The 17780-nt window shown below is 67.8% G+C and carries 11 protein-coding genes, 2 rRNA genes and 1 pseudogene (1 of these 14 only partly in view); 7 read left to right on the forward strand and 7 right to left on the reverse strand.

The genetic code is table 11. The annotated features are described in order from the left end of the window. Positions 1-27: 27 nt before the first annotated feature. Complete coding sequence (locus C9I47_RS16525; RefSeq protein WP_170288287.1) at positions 28-1386, reverse strand: OmpP1/FadL family transporter; 1359 nt, start codon at positions 1384-1386, stop codon at positions 28-30. Positions 1387-1690: 304 nt separating this feature from the next. Here C9I47_RS16525 and C9I47_RS16530 point away from each other — a divergent pair, with 304 nt between their 5' ends. Together C9I47_RS16530 and C9I47_RS16535 are read left to right on the forward strand one after the other, a co-directional pair. After that, positions 1691-2362 (forward strand): rhomboid family intramembrane serine protease, encoded by a 672-nt coding sequence (locus C9I47_RS16530; RefSeq protein ID WP_111267738.1) that lies wholly within the window; start codon positions 1691-1693, stop codon positions 2360-2362. 72 nt (positions 2363-2434) lie between these two features. Next, the gene (locus C9I47_RS16535) at positions 2435-2758 is read left to right on the forward strand and encodes a DUF1820 family protein (protein ID WP_111267739.1); all 324 of its coding nucleotides are present in this window, start codon (positions 2435-2437) and stop codon (positions 2756-2758) included. On the opposite strand, the pseudogene C9I47_RS16540 reads toward C9I47_RS16535, so the two are convergent. From C9I47_RS16540 to gpmI, 3 genes and pseudogenes are all read right to left on the reverse strand, one after another. Next, positions 2758-4235: pseudogene (locus tag C9I47_RS16540) on the reverse strand (S41 family peptidase); the annotation flags it as partial. The gene C9I47_RS16535 and the pseudogene C9I47_RS16540 overlap by 1 nt on opposite strands. Before the next feature lie 125 nt (positions 4236-4360). Further along, entirely contained in the window at positions 4361-5587 is a 1227-nt protein-coding gene (locus tag C9I47_RS16545; RefSeq protein ID WP_111267741.1) for a murein hydrolase activator EnvC family protein, read from the reverse strand. Continuing rightward, on the reverse strand, positions 5587-7137 hold the full coding sequence (gpmI, locus tag C9I47_RS16550) for a 2,3-bisphosphoglycerate-independent phosphoglycerate mutase (RefSeq protein WP_223250195.1): 1551 nt from the start codon (positions 7135-7137) through the stop codon (positions 5587-5589). Before gpmI ends, C9I47_RS16545 begins: the two co-directional genes overlap by 1 nt. Before the next feature lie 214 nt (positions 7138-7351). Between gpmI and C9I47_RS16555 the strand changes: the two genes are divergently transcribed. The 4 genes from C9I47_RS16555 (at position 7352) to C9I47_RS16570 (ending at position 11329) form a co-directional block, all read left to right on the forward strand. Next, positions 7352-8056, forward strand: a complete 705-nt coding sequence (locus C9I47_RS16555; protein WP_111267742.1) for a DUF4097 family beta strand repeat-containing protein — start codon at positions 7352-7354, stop codon at positions 8054-8056. A gap of 94 nt (positions 8057-8150) precedes the next feature. Then, on the forward strand, positions 8151-9911 hold the full coding sequence (locus C9I47_RS16560) for a M28 family metallopeptidase (RefSeq protein ID WP_111267743.1): 1761 nt from the start codon (positions 8151-8153) through the stop codon (positions 9909-9911). A 226-nt stretch (positions 9912-10137) separates the two neighbouring features. After that, a complete protein-coding gene (locus C9I47_RS16565; RefSeq protein WP_211371842.1) occupies positions 10138-10536 on the forward strand; it encodes an MAPEG family protein in 399 nt (132 codons plus the stop codon). 22 nt (positions 10537-10558) lie between these two features. Beyond that, positions 10559-11329: a 2OG-Fe dioxygenase family protein gene (locus C9I47_RS16570; protein WP_111267744.1), complete on the forward strand. Its 771-nt coding sequence runs from the start codon at positions 10559-10561 to the stop codon at positions 11327-11329. Here the strand turns inward: C9I47_RS16570 and C9I47_RS16575 are convergent. Continuing rightward, a complete protein-coding gene (locus C9I47_RS16575) occupies positions 11317-12366 on the reverse strand; it encodes a LysR substrate-binding domain-containing protein (RefSeq protein WP_111267745.1) in 1050 nt (349 codons plus the stop codon). The two genes, C9I47_RS16570 and C9I47_RS16575, sit on opposite strands and share 13 nt — an antisense overlap. A 538-nt stretch (positions 12367-12904) precedes the next feature. Between C9I47_RS16575 and C9I47_RS18130 the strand changes: the two genes are divergently transcribed. After that, entirely contained in the window at positions 12905-14773 is a 1869-nt protein-coding gene (locus C9I47_RS18130) for a S8 family peptidase (protein WP_317616525.1), read from the forward strand. Positions 14774-14996: 223 nt separating this feature from the next. Here C9I47_RS18130 and rrf read toward each other — a convergent pair. Continuing rightward, positions 14997-15111, reverse strand: a 5S ribosomal RNA gene (gene rrf / locus C9I47_RS16585). 122 nt (positions 15112-15233) lie between these two features. Next, positions 15234-17780 (reverse strand): 23S ribosomal RNA (locus tag C9I47_RS16590); it runs 332 nt beyond the window's last position.

Genomic DNA, 17780 nt, shown 5'->3' on the forward strand with positions numbered 1-17780 from the left:
GTGGCTGTTGCCAGGCGTCGACCGCGATCAGAAGCGATACTGGCCCGAAACACCGAACAGGTGCGCATCGCCGTCGAACGAGCCGAACAGGCGCTGACCACCCGCCTGCGGCGGGGTGATGATGCCGATGTTCGGGGTGTCCGGATCGAGGTAGGTGTAGGCGAAGTTCACCTCCAGCGCCTCGCTGACGTTCCAGGTCGCGCCCAGCGAGTACCAGCGACGGTCCTCGTCCGGCAGGCGCGGGGTGCGGTGCGCGAACGTGGTCGGGGTCTCGTCGTAGGCGAAGCCCGCGCGCACGGTCCAGCTCTCGTTGAGCTTGTAGTCGGCGCCGATCGAGGCGAAGCTGGTGTCGCCCCAGCGGAACTCCTCGACCGAGTCGGGGTCCGGACCGTCGAATTCGATGCGGACCTCGCGCAGCGAGCTCCAATCGGTCTCCACGTAGCTGGCGGCCATCGAGAACGCATCGGTGAACTGGTAGCGCACGTCGAGGGTGGTCACCGACGGGGTGGTCAGCTTGGCGCCCGCGCCGCCGTCGTTGAACAGCGCGGCGGTCATCGGGTTGGAATCGAACACCGCGCGGACGTTGGCCGGCACGGTCCAGTCGACGTCGCCGTCGAGCTCGAAATCGATCTCGGAGCGATGCGACAGGCCGATGGTCAGCTTGTCGGTCGGACGCAGGTTGAAGCCCAGCAGCCAGCCGAAGCCGACGTCGTCGCCCTGCACCTCGGCGAAGCCGTCGGCGGCCTGCGGACGCGCGAACGGCAGCGGACGGGTGGCCGGGTTGCCGAACAGCGCGGTGCCGAAGTCGACGCCCTTGGACAGGGTCACGTCGGCGCTGGAGAAGATCAGGCCGGCACCGACCGAGAAGCGGTCGTTGAGGTCGATCGCGCCGGACAGGGTCAGGTCGACGATCTGCACGTCGGAGGTGGCGGCGTAGTAGCGGCCGACCCAGTCGCGGTCGTACTCGGTCTTCAGACCGAACGGCGCGCTGACCATCGCACCGATCGCGGTGCCGTTGTCGAACTTGTGCACGATCGAAACCGCCGGCACCGGGGCGACATCGCCGGCCTGGCCGCCGTTGCCGCCGCTCAGCGGCTGGCCGAGCACGTCGTAGCCGTGCACGTCGTCGGCTTCGTAGTTCAGGTCGATGACGGTCAAATCGCCCTGAATGGTGGTGCCCTCGAACTGGGTCATGGTCGCCGGGTTGTTGGTGACCACCGAGGCGTCGTCGTTGCGGACACCGGCGCCGGCGAATGCGCTGCCCATCGACTTGACGCTGTTTTCCTTCAGCTGGAAGCCCGAAGCGTGGACCTGGCCGAAGGCCAGCGCGCCGGTAATGCCCAGCGCGAGCGCCGACAGGCGCGTGATGCGGTGTGCGTGTTGCATGCGTGTCGTCTCCATTGGAGTGTTATTTGGTCTTCCGGGTCGTTTGCGCGGCACCGGTATCCCTGTGCCGGGCGTGCCGGAAACCCCTCCCGACATACGACGCCGTATGCACTATAGCGTGCGAATTAACCCGATGCTAACAACCCAACTTGGCGTTTCGGCATCGGGATCCACATCGGCCGGCACGGATGCCTTATCGTCCGGGACGGGGCCCGCGCCCCAGTCCCACAGGTCATGGCCACCCGGCACTGCGTCCCATCCCGGGGCCTTCCCCTCCACGAACGGACCCGATTCCGCCCACCCGATGTTCATCGCCGTCCCGTCCCGCAAGAAAGCGCCGATGCGCTGGGCCACGCCCCTGCTGTTCGCGGCGCTGTGGCTGTGCTTCGCCTGGGTGGCGCTGCTGCCGGCCGGCGAGCAGCAACGCCTGCTGATGGAATGGGGGGCGCTGTCGGGCGGGCTGACCTCCTCGTCCGCGGCGGACTGGCAGCGCCTGGTCACCGCGCTGTTCCTGCACGCGGACTGGGCGCACCTGCTCGGCAACCTGGTGTTCCTGTTGATCTTCGGACTGCCGGCCGAGCGCAGCATGGGGCCGTGGCGGCTGCTGCTGGTGTTCCTGCTCGGCGGCGCGATCGCCAACCTGGCGGCGGTGATCACGATCGGCACCCCCGACGGCCTGATCATCGGCGCCAGCGGCGCGGTCTCGGCGCTGATCGGCGCCTACCTGGCGCTGTTCCCGCACGCCAAGCTCGGGGTGGTGCTGCCGCTGGGCCTGTACCTGCAGTTCCTGCGCGTGCCGGCCTCGTTGCTGATCGGCATCTGGGCGTTGCTGCAGATCCTGTTCACCTGGTTCGGACCGGCGTTCGGCGCGGTCGCCTGGTCGGCGCACCTGGCCGGCTTCGCCTTCGGCGGCGCGTTCGCGCTGGCGACCCGGGCCGGCATCGCCCGCCGGATGCGCCAGCGCAGCGGCTACTGACCCCGGCCGCCGACGCTTGAGAAGGCGCCGGCGCAGCCCCATCGTAGGGGTGAACGCTCCCGGTCCCTGCCCATGTCCAAGACGCTCTACAAGGTCACCTTCCTCAACGCCGGCAAGGTCTACGAACTGTATGCCCGCCAGGTCGCATCCGGTGCGCTGTGGGGCTTCACCGAAATCCGCGAGCTGGTCTTCGATCTCGGCGACGGGGTGGTCATCGACCCGACCGAGGAGCGTCTGCGCGACGAGTTCGGCAATACCCGCGCCCTGCACCTGCCGATCCAGAGCATCGTGCGGATCGAGGAAGTCGAACGCAAAAGCCAGTCGGCGATCCGCGATGCCGCCACCGGCGAGAAGGTGGTCACGCCGTTCCCGATGCCGGCCAAGCCGCCTCGCTGAGGCATCGCCGCGGGCGTCGACTTTGTCGCGACGCCTGCGACCATCTCCCGCGACCACCCGGACCGTCGGCTCGGCCGCTCTCTCGCGACCGGCCGAGCCGCGACGACGATCGCCGCGCTCACTGCGCGGGCGTGGCGCCCGCGACCGTCGTCGCCAGTTTCTTCAGCTCGGCCAGCGCCGAGGCGATATGCGCTTCGCCGGCCAGCACTTCGCCGGTCTGCTCCTCGCCGGCCGGGCCCTCGCCTTCTTCCTCGCTGCCGGCCAGGTGGCCGCGCAGGCTGGACTCGACGTAGCTGGCGCGGCCGCCGTTGGCCGCGTCCTCGCCGGGGTGCAGCAGCACGTCGGGGGCGATGCCGGAAGCCTGGATCGAGCGCCCGCTGGGCGTGTAGTAGCGCGCGGTGGTCAGCTTGACCGAATCGCCGTTGTCCAGCGGCATCACGGTCTGCACCGAGCCCTTGCCGAAGGTGCGGCTGCCGACGATGCGGGCGCGATCGTTGTCGCGCAGCGCGCCGGCCAGCACCTCCGAGGCGCTGGCCGAACCGGCATCGACCAGCAACACCACCGGCGCTCCGTCGAGGCGGTCGCCCGGGGTCGCCGAGAACTCGGCGTCGCTGATCGCCAGGCGGCCGCGGGTGCTGACGATCACGCCCTTCTCCAGCAGGTCGTCGGCGATCTGCACCGCCGATGTCAACAAACCGCCGGGATTGCTGCGCAGGTCGATGAGCAGCCCGCGCAGGCGGCCGCCGGCCTGTTCCTTCAGCACCGCGAGCTGCTTCTCGAAATCGGCGGCGGTGTCGGCCTGGAAGGCGCTGATGCGCACGTAGCCGTAGCCGGGTTCGAGCATCTTGGCGCGCACGCTGGTGATCCGGATCACCTCACGGGTCAGCGATACGTCGAACGGCTTGTCGCGCCCCTCGCGGACCACGGTCAGGGTCAGCGAGGAGCCGGCCGGACCGCGCAACGGCGCCGAGGTGTCGCCTTCGTCGGGCTTGAAGCCCTTGCCGTCGATCGCCGTGATCAGGTCGCCGGACTGCAGGCCGGCGCGCGCGGCCGGGGTGTCGTCGATCGGCGCGACCACCTTCAAGGTCCCGTTGGGCTGGCGCTGCAGCTCCACGCCGATGCCCTCGTAGGCGCCCCGCGACTGCTCGTCGAATTCCTCGGCCTGGCTCTTTTCGAAGTAGACGCTGTGCGGGTCGAGGTCGAACAGCAGGCCGCGGATCGCCGACTGCATCAGGTCGCCATCGTCGACCGGCTCGACGTAGGCCTGCTTGATCGCGCTGTAGACGGCGACGTAGCGGCGGATCTCGTCGAGCGGCACTTTCCTGTCGTCCGCCTTGCCGGCGTCGGGCTCGGGCTGGGCGTCCTGTGCCGGCGCATCGGTCTGCGGCACGGCGGGGGCCTCCTGGGCGATCGCGCCGTTCAGGCCATGCAGGGCCAGCAGCAGTGCGGTCAACAGGACGGGGAAACGGGATTTCATGCACGGCCCTCCGGGGCGTTTCCAGTCGGGCGTCACCACAGCCGGCGACGGCCCTTTGAATATGAACACGTTAGGCGGTGGCGACGGAAGCTTTCGTTAACCCAGTGACGCGATGAATGCACGGTTCAGCGTCGCAGCCAGACGTTCGGATTGACCGGCTGGCCGTTGCGGCGCAGCTCGAAATACAGCGCCGGACGGCCGTGTCCGCCGGAACTGCCGACGCTGGCGACCGCATCGCCGCGCTTGACGCTGTCGCCGGCGTCCTTGAGCAGGGCGTCGTTGTGGGCGTACAGGCTCATGTAGCCGTTGCCGTGATCGATGATCAGCAACAGGCCGTAGCCGGTCATCCACTCGGCGTAGACGACCTGGCCGTCGGCGACCGCCTTGACCGCGGTGCCGGCATTGGCCGCGAGCAGCAGGCCGTCGCTGTTGCGGCCGTCGGGCATGCGCGCACCGAAGCCGGCCAGCAGGGTGCCGCTGAGCGGCCAGCCGACGCCGCCGACCTGGGGGCCGCCGACCGCGGCCGCCGCCACCGCGGTGCGTGCCGGCGCCGGCGTTCCGCTGGCGCTGGCCTCGCGCGCCGCGCGCGCGGCCGCGGCGCGGCGTTGCGCCTCGGCACGGGCCGCCGCCGCACGCAGGCGCGCCAGCAGTTGCTCCAGGCCCTTGGCATCGCGGCCGAGCGCGCCTTCGCGGGCACGCCGGTCCTGGTAACGCTGGTCGAGCCGGGCGACGAGCTGGGCGCGGGCCTTGCGGTCGTCCTGCAACTGCGCGAGCTGGCGGTCCAGCGCCTGGCGCGAGTCCTGCAACTGTTTCTGGCGTTCGGCGATGTCGCGCTCGACCGCGTCGAGCTCCTCCAGCGCGGCGGTGAGCTCGGCGATGCGGGCGACACGGTCGCGCTGGAGGTAGCGGTGATAGGCCAGCAGCCGGTTGGCCTCGGCCACGCTGTCCTGCGACAGCAGCACTTTCAGCGGCGCCTGCCCGCCCTGGGCGTGGGCCGCGCGCAACAACCGCGCCAGCTCCTCGCGCTGGCCCTGCATCGTCTCCCGCATCCCGGCGCGGCGCGCATGCAGCGCATCCAGCGAGGCCTGTTCGTCGGCCAGTTGCAGCTCGATCTCGCGCAGGCGGCGGCTGGAACGGCCGACCTGCTCGTCGGCCTGGCGCAACTCGCGGTTGGCGGCGCCACGCTCGCCCTCGATCCGGCGCCGCTCGGCGGCGACCGCCTTCAGCTCGCGCCGGACCTCCTGCAGCTTGCGCTCGGTCTCGCGGCTGTTCTGCGCCGGCGCCGTGGCCGCGACCGTCGCCAGCACGACGCCGGCGAGCAGGGCGAGCGTGTCGCCGCGCCGCGCGCGCATCAACCGGCCAGCAGGCTCTGCCCGCTCATCTCCGCCGGCTGCGGCAGAGCGAGCAGGTCGAGCATGGTCGGCGCGACGTCGCGCAATGCGCCGCCGCTGCGCAACGATGCCGCGCGCGGGCCGTCGTAGACGAACGGCACCGGACCGACGGTATGCGCGGTGTGCGCCTGGCCGGTGACCGGGTCCTTCATCATCTCCAGGTTGCCGTGATCGGCGGTGACCAGCAGCGCGCCGCCGGCCGCGCGCACCGCCGCGCGGATCGCGCCGACCGCGGTGTCGACCGCCTCGGCCGCCTTGACGGCGGCCTCGAACACGCCGGTGTGGCCGACCATGTCCGGGTTGGCGATGTTGCAGACGACCACGTCGAAACGGCCCGACCCGATCGCCTCGACCAGTTTCGCGGTCAGCTCGGGGCAGCTCATTTCCGGCTGCAGGTCGTAGGTCGCGACCTGCGGGCTGGGAATCAGTATCCGCTCCTCGCCGCGGTACGGCGCCTCGCGACCGCCGCTGAAGAAGAAGGTCACGTGCGCATACTTTTCGGTCTCGGCGATGCGCAACTGGCTCAGCGCGTTGTGCTCGAGCACCTCGCCCAGGGTGTTGCGCAGATCGTCGGGCGGGAATGCCACCGGGGCCGGCAGCCTGGCGTCGTACTCGCTCAGGCAGACGAAGCGCGACAGCACCGGCCGGCGCGCGTGGAAACCCTCGAAATCCGGCGCCACGAAGGCCGCGGTCAGCTGGCGCGCGCGGTCGGCGCGGAAGTTCATGAACACCACCGCATCGCCGTCGCGCATGGTCGCGCCGTCGTCGACCACGGTCGGCGACACGAACTCGTCGTTCTCGTCGCGGGCATAGGCGTCGGCCAGCGCGGTCATCGGATCGGGCGAGTGGTGGTCGCTGGCGGCCTCGACGATCGCGTCCCAGGCGCGGCGCACGCGGTCCCAGCGCTTGTCGCGGTCCATCGCGTAATAGCGGCCGCTGACGGTCGCGACGCGGGCGTTGCCGGCGGCCTCGCAGGCGGCCTGCAGCGCCTTCAGGCTGGCCTCGGCCGAACGCGGCGGGGTGTCGCGGCCGTCGAGGAAGGCGTGCACGGCGACGCGTTCGACACCCTCGCGCGCGGCCAGGGCGATCATCTCGAACAGGTGACGCTCGTGGCTGTGCACGCCACCGGGCGACAGCAGCCCCATCAGGTGCAGGGTGCCGCCGCTGGCCCTGGCCGCGTTGCAGGCGGCCAGCAGCTCGGCATTGGCGGCGAAGCTGCCATCCTCGATCGCGGCATCGATCCGGGTCAGGTCCTGGTAGACGATGCGACCGGCGCCGAGGTTCATGTGGCCGACCTCGGAGTTGCCCATCTGTCCGTCCGGCAGGCCGACATGGCGGCCCTCGGTATGGATCAGGGTATGCGGCGCCTCCGCCAGCAGCGCGTCCCAGTTCGGCAGGCGGGCGGCGGCGAGCGCGTTGTCGGCGGGGTCTTCGCGGTGGCCCCAGCCGTCCAGGATCAGCAGGACGACCGGCTTGGTTCGGGCCGGCTTGGCGCGGGAGATTTCGGACACGATGGCGGGGTTCCGTGACTTCGGGCAGGGGCCCGGGGTGCATGAGAGTGCGATTGTATCGGAGCGCCCGGCGACGCGATGTCGCGACGCCTTCCGCCCGCGCCGCGGCACCGCCGTCGCCGTGCAGCCGACAGACCGGCACCGGACCGCGCGTTAAACCCATCCGGCCTGCCGTGCATCACATCTGCAGACCCTTCATGAACGGACATCGCCCATGAGCCCTCCGAACACCACCGCCCCGTCCCGCCGCCGCTCCGTCGGCGCCCTCCCGTTGGCGCTGGCGCTGGCCCTGATGCCGCTGGCGGCCGCCGCCCAGCAGAGCATCGACAAGGTCAACGGCAGCATCACCGCCGAGGCCGGCCAGCAGTACGGCGACCTGGAGACCGTCAACGGCAGCATCCGGATCCACGAGAACGCCCGGGTCCGCGATGCGGAAACGGTCAACGGCAGCATCAAGGTCGCCGCGTCGGCGCATACCGGCGCTCTGGAGACCGTCAACGGCAGCATCCGCCTGGAAGAGACGGTGACCGTCGACGGCAGCATGGAAACCGTCAACGGCAGCATCTTCGTCGGCCGCCAGGGCCGGGTCTCCGGCGACGTCGAGACGGTCAACGGCGCGATCGGCCTGGTCGATGCCGATGTCGGCGGCGGCATCGAGACGGTGACCGGCGACCTGACCGTCGGCGCCGGTTCGCACGTGCGCGGCGGCATCCACTACGAAAAGCCGAGCCCGAGCCTGATCCGGATCAACACCAAGCGGCGTCCGCCGCGGGTGATCATCGGCCCGAACGCGGTGGTCGAGGGCGCGCTGCGCTTCGAGCGCGAGGTCACCCTCTACGTCCACACCAGCGCCCGCACCGGCCCGATCAGCGGTGCCACCGCGGTTCGCTACGACACCGATCGCGCGCCGGCCGAGTAGGCGCCGCGGTACGGCATGACCGGCGGCCCGGGCACGTCCCGGGCCGCCGTCGTATGATCGATCCTTCGTCCTGCATTCGCACCACGGAGGCTCCATGTCCCGCACTCCCGCCCGAACCCCGCTCTCCGCGGCCACCTCGCTGGTCGCGGCCGCGCTGGTCCTGTCGGCCTGCAGTCAACCGGCGCCGGAGGCGGCGACCGACACGGCGGCACCCGCCGACGGCGCCGCCGCCCACGCGTTCAGCGCGGGCATCAACGCCGATGATTTCGCCGCACGGGTGGAGACGCTGGCTTCGGACGAGTTCGAGGGGCGCGCCCCCGGCAGCGCCGGCGAGACCCGCACGCTCGACTACCTGAAGACCCAGTTCGAGGCGATGGGCCTGAAGCCCGGCAACGGCGACAGCTGGTTCCAGGAGGTGCCGATGGTCGAAACCACCGCCGACGAGTCGACCGTGCTCAAGCTCGACGTCAAGGGCGAGCCGCGCGAGCTGGCCTTCGGCAGCGACATGGTGATCGGCACCCGCACCGGGCAACCGGAGGTGAAGATCGATGCCAGCGAGCTGGTGTTCGTCGGTTACGGCGTCAACGCGCCCGAGCAGGGCTGGAACGACTACGCCGGCGTCGACGTCAAGGGCAAGACCGTGGTCATGTTCGTCAACGATCCGGGCTTCCATGCCAAGGACGCGTCGCTGTTCGAAGGCAAGCGGATGACCTATTACGGCCGCTGGACCTACAAGTACGAGGAGGCGGCCCGCCAGGGCGCCGCGGCGGCGATCATCATCCACGACACCGAGGGCGCCTCCTACGGCTGGGACGTGGTCAAGAATTCCTGGTCCGGTGCCCAGTTCGACCTGCGCGCGGCCGACGATCCGGAGCCGCGCCTGCCGGCGCAGGGCTGGATCACCGGCGATGTCGCGCGCACGCTGATGGCCGACCTCGGCCAGGATCTGGACGCGCTGTACGTGGCCGCCAACAAGAAGGGCTTCAAGGCGATCCCGCTCGACGCGACGCTGTCGCTGGACCTCAAGAGCACGATCGCCGAGAAGGAGTCCAAGAACGTGGTCGCGATGCTGCCCGGCAGCACGCGTCCGGACGAGGCGGTGGTCTACATGGCGCACTGGGACCATCTGGGCAACCACAGCGACGCCGGCGGCCATGAGGGCCACGGCAAGGACGCCGGCAGCGGCGGCGAGGACCACATCTACAACGGCGCGGTCGACAACGCCACCGGCGTGGCCGGCATCATGGAGATCGCCGAGGCCTTCGCCGCGCAGGAGCCGGCGCCGGAACGCTCGCTGCTGTTCCTGGCGGTGACGCTGGAGGAGTCCGGCCTGCTCGGTTCCAAGTACTACGTCGCCCACCCGGCGATCCCGCTCGACAAGACCGTCGCGGTGGTCAACCTCGACGCGATGCCGGTGATCGGCAAGGCCCGCGACATGACCGTGGTCGGCTTCGGCAGCTCGGAGCTGGAGGACATCCTCAAGACCCATGCCGACGCACAGGGCCGCAGCCTGGTCGCCGAGGCCACGCCGCAGGATGGCTTCTACTTCCGCTCCGACCACTTCAACTTCGCCAAGGCCGGCGTGCCCGCGCTGTACGCCAAGGGCGGCGACGACCTGCTCGAGGGCGGCACCGAGGCCGGCCACGCGGCCCAGCTCGACTATCGCGACAACCGCTACCACAAGCCCGCCGACGAGTTCAGCGCCGACTGGAAACTCGACGGCGTGGTCCAGGACCTGGAGGCGCTGTACAGCGTCGGCCGCGACCTGGCCGGCGGCGACCGTTGGCCGAACTGGTACGAAGGCAACGCCTTCCGCGCCGCCAACGACAAGCTGAAACAGTCGCGATCGGAGTAAGACCCGGCGCCGGGGCGGGCAGGCCGCCCCGACAGGGTTCACGACGGCGCCGGATGGCGCCGTCGTCGTATCGGCGCCTCCCCTCCGCGCCGGCGCGGGGATCGCGTGCCGGCCCCGCTTTCGGCTACGCTGTGCGTGCTCGATAGGGCGCGCCCGCGCAGGGCGTGTCCGATGTCCGCATGCCGGCGCCCCGAGCCCGCCCTTCGCCCCCCACCGGAGAACCGCGATGACCCTGGCCACCGCCTACTGGTGCGTGCTGATCGCCGCGCTGCTGCCGTATCTGTGGGTCAGCATCGCCAAGGCCGGCGGCGAGCGCTACAACAACCGCGACCCGCGCGGCTGGCTCGCGCGCCAGGACAATCCGCGCCTGCATCGCGCCAATTCCGCCCAGCTCAATGCCTTCGAGGCGTTCGCGCCGTTCGCCGCCGGCGTCGTGCTCGCCCAGCTGGCCGGGGTGCCGGAAGCACGCATCGCGGTGCTGGCGATCGCATTCGTGGTCGCGCGCGTGCTGCACGGCGTCTTCTACCTGGCCGATCTGCACAGCTTGCGCAGCCTGTCCTGGTTCGCCGGCCTCGGCTGCGTGCTGGCGCTGCTGGCACAGGCGGCGCTGCGGGTCGGCGGCTGAGCCCGCCGCCCGGCCCGCCAACATGCACGAAAGCACCGATCCAGAGCCCGCCACCCGCATCCACGACACCCTGATGCGGGGCCAGGGCTTCGATTTCGTCGACGCGGCGACGATGCGCGCGTGGCTGGAAACGACCGGCCCGCTCGACGACTGGGAAGACTTCGCCGGGAGCTGGAACCGGCTGGCGACCGACAGTTACCTGGCCCGGCTCGGCAAGCACCGTCGCCGCCGTCATGCGGTGTTCTCGCTCGACGGTGTCGATACGCCGGTGCCGGCGATCCGTCGCCAGCCGCATCAACCGCATTACCAGACCCTCGACTACAACCCGCTGCAGGGCGACATCGAGCGCTGGTTCGAGCCGGTCGAGGACGCGGTCGCCACCAGCCGCAGCCTGGGCACGATCCTGCGCCACTGCCAACGGTTCTTCGGCGCGCTGGCACCGCGGGTCGCCCGCTGGCACACCGAGGTGCACCAGTTCCGCATCGAGGCCCGGGCCGGCACGCCCGGCCTGCCGACGCCCGAAGGCCGGCATCGCGACGGCGTCGACTACGTGCTGGTGCTGTTGATCGACCGCGAGAACATCGCCAGCGGCACCACCAGCATCCATGCGCCCGATGGCACCGAGATCGGCCACTTCACCCTGACCCGTGCCTTCGATGCGGCCCTGGTCGACGACCGGCGGGTATTCCACGGCGTCACCGCGGTGGAGGCGCTCGACCCGGATGCCGCCGCCCATCGCGACGTGCTGGTGGTGACCCTGCGCGCGGACGACCGCGCCGATCAGCCCAGGTAGGCGCCCGGCGACATCGCCCGGGGGAGCGGGCGCCGATGCGCATGCGCGCCGGCCCCGGCCGGCCCCGTGGCGCCCCCCCGCCAGGGCAGCGGATCGGGCCACAGTGGTCGCTTGCCGTCTTCCAGCACCTGCCGGATCTGCTGCGGGTCCAGTTGCGGCGCCAGCAGCTGGATCAACTGCAAGGCGCAGTCGCGGATCACCGCGCCCGGCGGCAACAGCGCCCAGGCCACGCACTCCGGCAACGCGGGATCGCACTCGAGCACGGCGAAGGTCTCGCAATCCTCGTCCTCCACCGCCAGTTCGCCGACCAGACCGATGCCGAGCCCGGCCCGCACGTAGGCCTTGATCAGGCCCGCATCCTGGGCGGAACAGGCGAAGCGCGCTTCCAGTCCGGCCTGCTCGAGCGCCCGTCGCAGCGATGAATCCCGGCGCCGCGAGGCCTCGTAGGTCACCAGTGCCTCGCTGGCCAGCTCCGGCAGGGTCAGGGCGCGGTCGAGGTGCGCGAACGGGTGCGTCTGCGGCACCAGGACCACCCGCTTCCAGGTGAACAGCGGAATCGCGTGGCCCGGCGGCACGCCGTCGCCGGCGGTGCTGACCAGGATCATGTCGCCGCTGCCGAGCATCTGCCGCTCCAGCGACTCGCCCTCGGCCGTGGTCTGGATATGCACGTTGAGGCGCGGATAGCGCCTGACCAGCTCCGACAGCACCGACGGCAGCACGTGGCGCGCATAGATCTGCGGCATCGCCAGCAACAGGTCGCCGGAATTCCCGCCGCGCACGTTGGCGGCGTAGGCACGGATGTTGGCGACGTCGCCGACGATGCGGCGCGCGATGCGGATGACCTCATGTCCGGCCGGGGTCACCTCGGCCAGGCTGCGCCCGTGGCGGACGAACAACTGGAATCCCAGTTCCTCCTCGAGCAGCTTCAACAGGCGCGAGAGGCTCGGCTGGGTCGCATGCAGCACCTGCGCCGCCGCGCTGACATTGAGCTCGGCGTCGACGATCGCCAACAGGCATCTCAGTTCCTTCAGCGTCATGGCTACGTCCCTGCATGGCCTATCCAGATCGACACGATCCGCGCGCTGCGCCGGTCGCGACAGCTTGCGCGGCCCCGTTCCGCATGCCCGAGCGCGCCGGTCGCGGCGCACCTGCCCCCTTGGCAGAGGTCCGATATAGCACACACTCCGGCCAGATACAGCGAAGATGCGACCCATTCGCACATACGCACCGGTAGGGCCTGATGCAACTTCGGGCCGTTCATATCCAATTGTTCTATAAGGAAAAATCCGAATATGCGCATCGATATTCGGCATTGGACGCGCCACCGGGATCGGGTTTGACTCCGCAGGCCGGGCGGGGGACACCGGCGGTCACCGGGGAGACACGTCGCGGGTCACGCGCGGCTGCGCCGCGGGCTCCGCCAATCCTTCACCCGCCTGGCCGCTTTCGTGTGTCGATGGCCACGCACAGCGGTGGACTGGGGACGTCGACATGCGGCTGCGGAACGTCACGCCCGCTCCGCCTCCCGTCGTGGGACGCGGCGCGGTTCCTACATACAACCATGAGGAAAGTATCGTGATCCGTGCAACCACCGTTCTTGCTGCCGGGATCGGCAGCGTGCTGATGCTCGCCGCCGGCGCCGGCCATGCCGCCGATGCCGAGCTGCGCTTGGCCAAGGCGCCGATCGAGGGCCGCTACATCGTCGTGCTGAGGGACGATGTCGCCAGCCTTGCCGCGGAAGCGCAAACCGCCGCCCGTCCCAGCGTCGCCAACGTCGCCCGCGACCTGGTCCGCAATCGCGGTCGGGGCCGTGCCAACATCGTCGCCACCTATCGCAGCGTGCTGCGCGGCTTCGTGGTCGAGGCCGACGACGAAGCCCTGGCCCGGCTGCTGGCCGACGATCGCGTCGCCTATATCGAGGAGGACGGCTACATGTCGGTCTCGGCGACGCAGAACAACGCCACCTGGGGCATCGATCGCATCGACCAGCGCAACCTGCCGCTGAGCGGGAGCTACACCTACAACACCACCGCCGGCAACGTGCATGCCTACATCATCGACACCGGCATCCGCGCCAGCCACAACGACTTCGGCGGCCGCGTCGGCAGCGGCTATACCGCGATCAACGACGGCAACGGCACCAACGACTGCCACGGCCACGGCACCCATGTCGCCGGCACCGTCGGCAGCGCCACCTGGGGCGTGGCCAAGGGCGTGAGCCTGTACCCGGTGCGGGTGCTGGGCTGCGACGGCTCGGGCAGCAATTCCGGCGTGATCGCCGGCATGGACTGGGTCGCGCAGAACCATGTCAAACCGGCCGTGGCCAACATGAGCCTGGGCGGCGGCGCTTCGACGAGCACCGACCAGGCGGTCGACCGGATGGTCAATGCCGGCGTGACGGTGGTGGTCGCCGCCGGCAACGACAGCAGCAATGCCTGCAACTACTCGCCGGCGCGCGCGGCCAGTGCGATCACGGTCGGATCGACGACCTCGTCGGACGCGCGCTCCTCGTTCTCCAACTACGGCACCTGCCTGGACCTGTTCGCCCCGGGCTCGTCGATCACCTCGACCTGGAACAGCAGCAACTCGGCGACCAACACCATCAGCGGCACCTCGATGGCCTCGCCGCACGTCGCCGGCGTCGCCGCGCTTTACCTGGCCGGCAATCCGAACGCGTCTCCGGGCCAGGTCACCAGCGCGATCGAAAACAGCGCCACCCCGAACAAGGTCGGCAATCCCGGCAGCGGCTCGCCGAACCTGCTGCTGTACAGCCTGTTCGGCAGCGATCCCGACCCGGATCCGGATCCGACCCCGGGCGAACTGCAGAAGGGCGTGGCGGTATCGGTGTCCGGGGCCAGCGGCTCGGAGACCCGCTATACCTTCGCGGTGCCGACAGGCGCCAGCGACCTGAGCTTCGTCACCAGCGGCGGCAGCGGCGACGCCGACCTGTATGTCCGCTTCGGGGCGGCGCCGACCACCAGCACCTACGATTGCCGGCCGTACCAGAACGGCAACAACGAGCGCTGCGACTTCGCCAGCCCGCAGGCCGGCACCTGGCACGTGATGCTGCGCGGCTACAGCGCCTATTCGAATGTCTCGCTGGTGGCCGACTACGGCATCGGTGGCGGCGATGCGCCCTGCACCGGCTGCACCCAATACAGCGGTTCGCTGGCCGGTACCGGCAGCTCGCAGGTCCAGCCGGGCGGCACCTACTACCAGGCCGCGGCCGGGACCCACAACGGCTGGCTGCAAGGCCCGTCCGGCACCGACTTCGACCTGGAGTTGTATCGCTGGAACGGATCGGGCTGGAGCAAGGTGGCCGAGTCGATCACCCCGACCAGCGTGGAGTCGGTGTCCTACAACGGCAGCGCCGGCTACTACTACTGGCGTGTGCTGTCGTACTCCGGCAGCGGCAGCTACGACCTGTGGCTGGATACGCCTTGATGGCCCCGGCGCAGGTGTGAGGCAGTCATTGCAGACGGGGTCCGGCATGCCGGGCCCCGTTCTCGTTGTGCGCGCTCGATCGCGGCTGGCGCCGCTGCAGCGGTGGTTCTGGCGCAGCCCGGTGGGCCCGGTATGCGTGGGTCCGTTGCGGGCGTGCGTCAGCGTTTGTCTTGCGCAAAAGAAGAAGGCCGGACCCTTTCGGGGTCCGGCCTTCGGTGTAAATGTTCAGCGATGACCTACTCTCACATGGCTTGAGCCACACTACCATCGGCGCAGCTGCGTTTCACTTCCGAGTTCGGAATGGGATCGGGTGGTACCACAGCGCTATGGTCGCTGAACAAGCTGGTGAAGCAGCGCGGGATGATTGATCAATCCTGCAGCCAGCTTGCATGGGTTGGGAAGTAGCGAATGAGGCGAATGTCGTCGACGTATCGTCGAGTCCAAGGCCACTTGAGGTTATATGGTCAAGCCTCACGGATCATTAGTACTGGTTAGCTCAATGCATTGCTGCACTTACACACCCAGCCTATCAACCACGTAGTCTTCATGGTTCCTTTAGGGGACTTGTGTCCCGGGAGATCTCATCTTGAGGCGCGCTTCCCGCTTAGATGCTTTCAGCGGTTATCGCTTCCGAACATAGCTACCCGGCAGTGCCACTGGCGTGACAACCGGAACACCAGAGGTTCGTCCACTCCGGTCCTCTCGTACTAGGAGCAGCCCCTCTCAAATCTCCAACGCCCATGGCAGATAGGGACCGAACTGTCTCACGACGTTCTGAACCCAGCTCGCGTACCACTTTAAATGGCGAACAGCCATACCCTTGGGACCGACTACAGCCCCAGGATGTGATGAGCCGACATCGAGGTGCCAAACACCGCCGTCGATATGAACTCTTGGGCGGTATCAGCCTGTTATCCCCGGAGTACCTTTTATCCGTTGAGCGATGGCCCTTCCATACAGAACCACCGGATCACTAAGACCTACTTTCGTACCTGCTTGATCCGTCGATCTTGCAGTCAAGCACGCTTATGCCTTTGCACACAGTGCGCGATGTCCGACCGCGCTGAGCGTACCTTCGTGCTCCTCCGTTACTCTTTGGGAGGAGACCGCCCCAGTCAAACTACCCACCATACACGGTCCCCGACCCGGATTACGGGCCTAGGTTAGAACGTCAAGCACGACAGGGTGGTATTTCAAGGATGGCTCCACCAGAACTGGCGTCCTGGTTTCAAAGCCTCCCACCTATCCTACACAGACGAACTCAACGTTCAGTGTAAAGCTATAGTAAAGGTTCACGGGGTCTTTCCGTCTTGCCACGGGAACGCTGCATCTTCACAGCGATTTCAATTTCACTGAGTCTCGGGTGGAGACAGCGCCGCTGTCGTTACGCCATTCGTGCAGGTCGGAACTTACCCGACAAGGAATTTCGCTACCTTAGGACCGTTATAGTTACGGCCGCCGTTTACCGGGGCTTCGATCAAGAGCTTCGCCTTGCGGCTGACCCCATCAATTAACCTTCCGGCACCGGGCAGGCGTCACACCCTATACGTCCACTTTCGTGTTTGCAGAGTGCTGTGTTTTTGATAAACAGTCGCAGCGGCCTGGTCACTGCGGCCCCCGACAGCTATAGCTCGCATGAGCCACCATCAGGGGCGCACCTTCTCCCGAAGTTACGGTGCCATGTTGCCTAGTTCCTTCACCCGAGTTCTCTCAAGCGCCTGAGAATTCTCATCCTGCCCACCTGTGTCGGTTTACGGTACGGTCTGCGTAAGCTGAAGCTTAGGAGCTTTTCCTGGAAGCGTGGCATCAATCACTTCGCTCTAATGAGCTCGTCTCGGTGCTCGGTGTTAAAGGAACCCGGATTTGCCTAAGTTCCACACCTACCGCCTTTCCCCGGGACAACCAACGCCCGGTAGACCTAGCCTTCTCCGTCCCTCCATCGCACTTACGCGAGGTGCTGGAATATTAACCAGCTTTCCATCGACTACGCATTTCTGCCTCGCCTTAGGGGCCGACTCACCCTGCGCCGATTAACGTTGCGCAAGGAAACCTTGGGCTTTCGGCGTGCGGGCTTTTCACCCGCATTATCGTTACTCATGTCAGCATTCGCACTTCCGATACCTCCAGCAGACTTCTCAATCCACCTTCGCAGGCTTACGGAACGCTCCTCTACCGCGCACACCGAAGTGTGCACCCCAAGCTTCGGTTCCATGCTTGAGCCCCGTTAAATCTTCCCCGCAGACCGACTCGACCAGTGAGCTATTACGCTTTCTTTAAAGGGTGGCTGCTTCTAAGCCAACCTCCTGGCTGTCTGTGCCTTTCCACATGGTTTTCCACTTAGCATGGAATTTGGGACCTTAGCTGTGGGTCTGGGTTGTTTCCCTTTTCACGACGGACGTTAGCACCCGCCGTGTGTCTCCCATGCAGTCTGTCCTGGTATTCGGAGTTTGCCATGGTTTGGTAAGTCGCAATGACCCCCTAGCCATAACAGTGCTCTACCCCCAGGAAGATTCACATGAGGCGCTACCTAAATAGCTTTCGAGGAGAACCAGCTATCTCCGGGTTCGATTAGCTTTTCACTCCTAATCACACCTCATCCCCTACCTTTGCAACGGGAGTGGGTTCGGGCCTCCAGTTGATGTTACTCAACCTTCACCCTGGGCATGACTAGATCACCCGGTTTCGGGTCTATTGCCCGCGACTATGCGCCCTTATCAGACTCGGTTTCCCTTCGCCTCCCCTATACGGTTAAGCTTGCCACGAACAATAAGTCGCTGACCCATTATACAAAAGGTACGCAGTCACCCCGAAGGGCTCCTACTGCTTGTACGCACACGGTTTCAGGGTCTATTTCACTCCCTTCACCAGGGTTCTTTTCGCCTTTCCCTCACGGTACTGGTTCACTATCGGTCGGTCAGGAGTATTTAGCCTTGGAGGATGGTCCCCCCATGTTCAGACAGGGTTTCTCGTGCCCCGCCCTACTCGATTTCATCGAATGTGCCCTTTC

This window comes from Marilutibacter maris (assembly GCF_003233695.1).
Classification (GTDB): Bacteria; Pseudomonadota; Gammaproteobacteria; order Xanthomonadales; family Xanthomonadaceae; genus Marilutibacter; species Marilutibacter maris.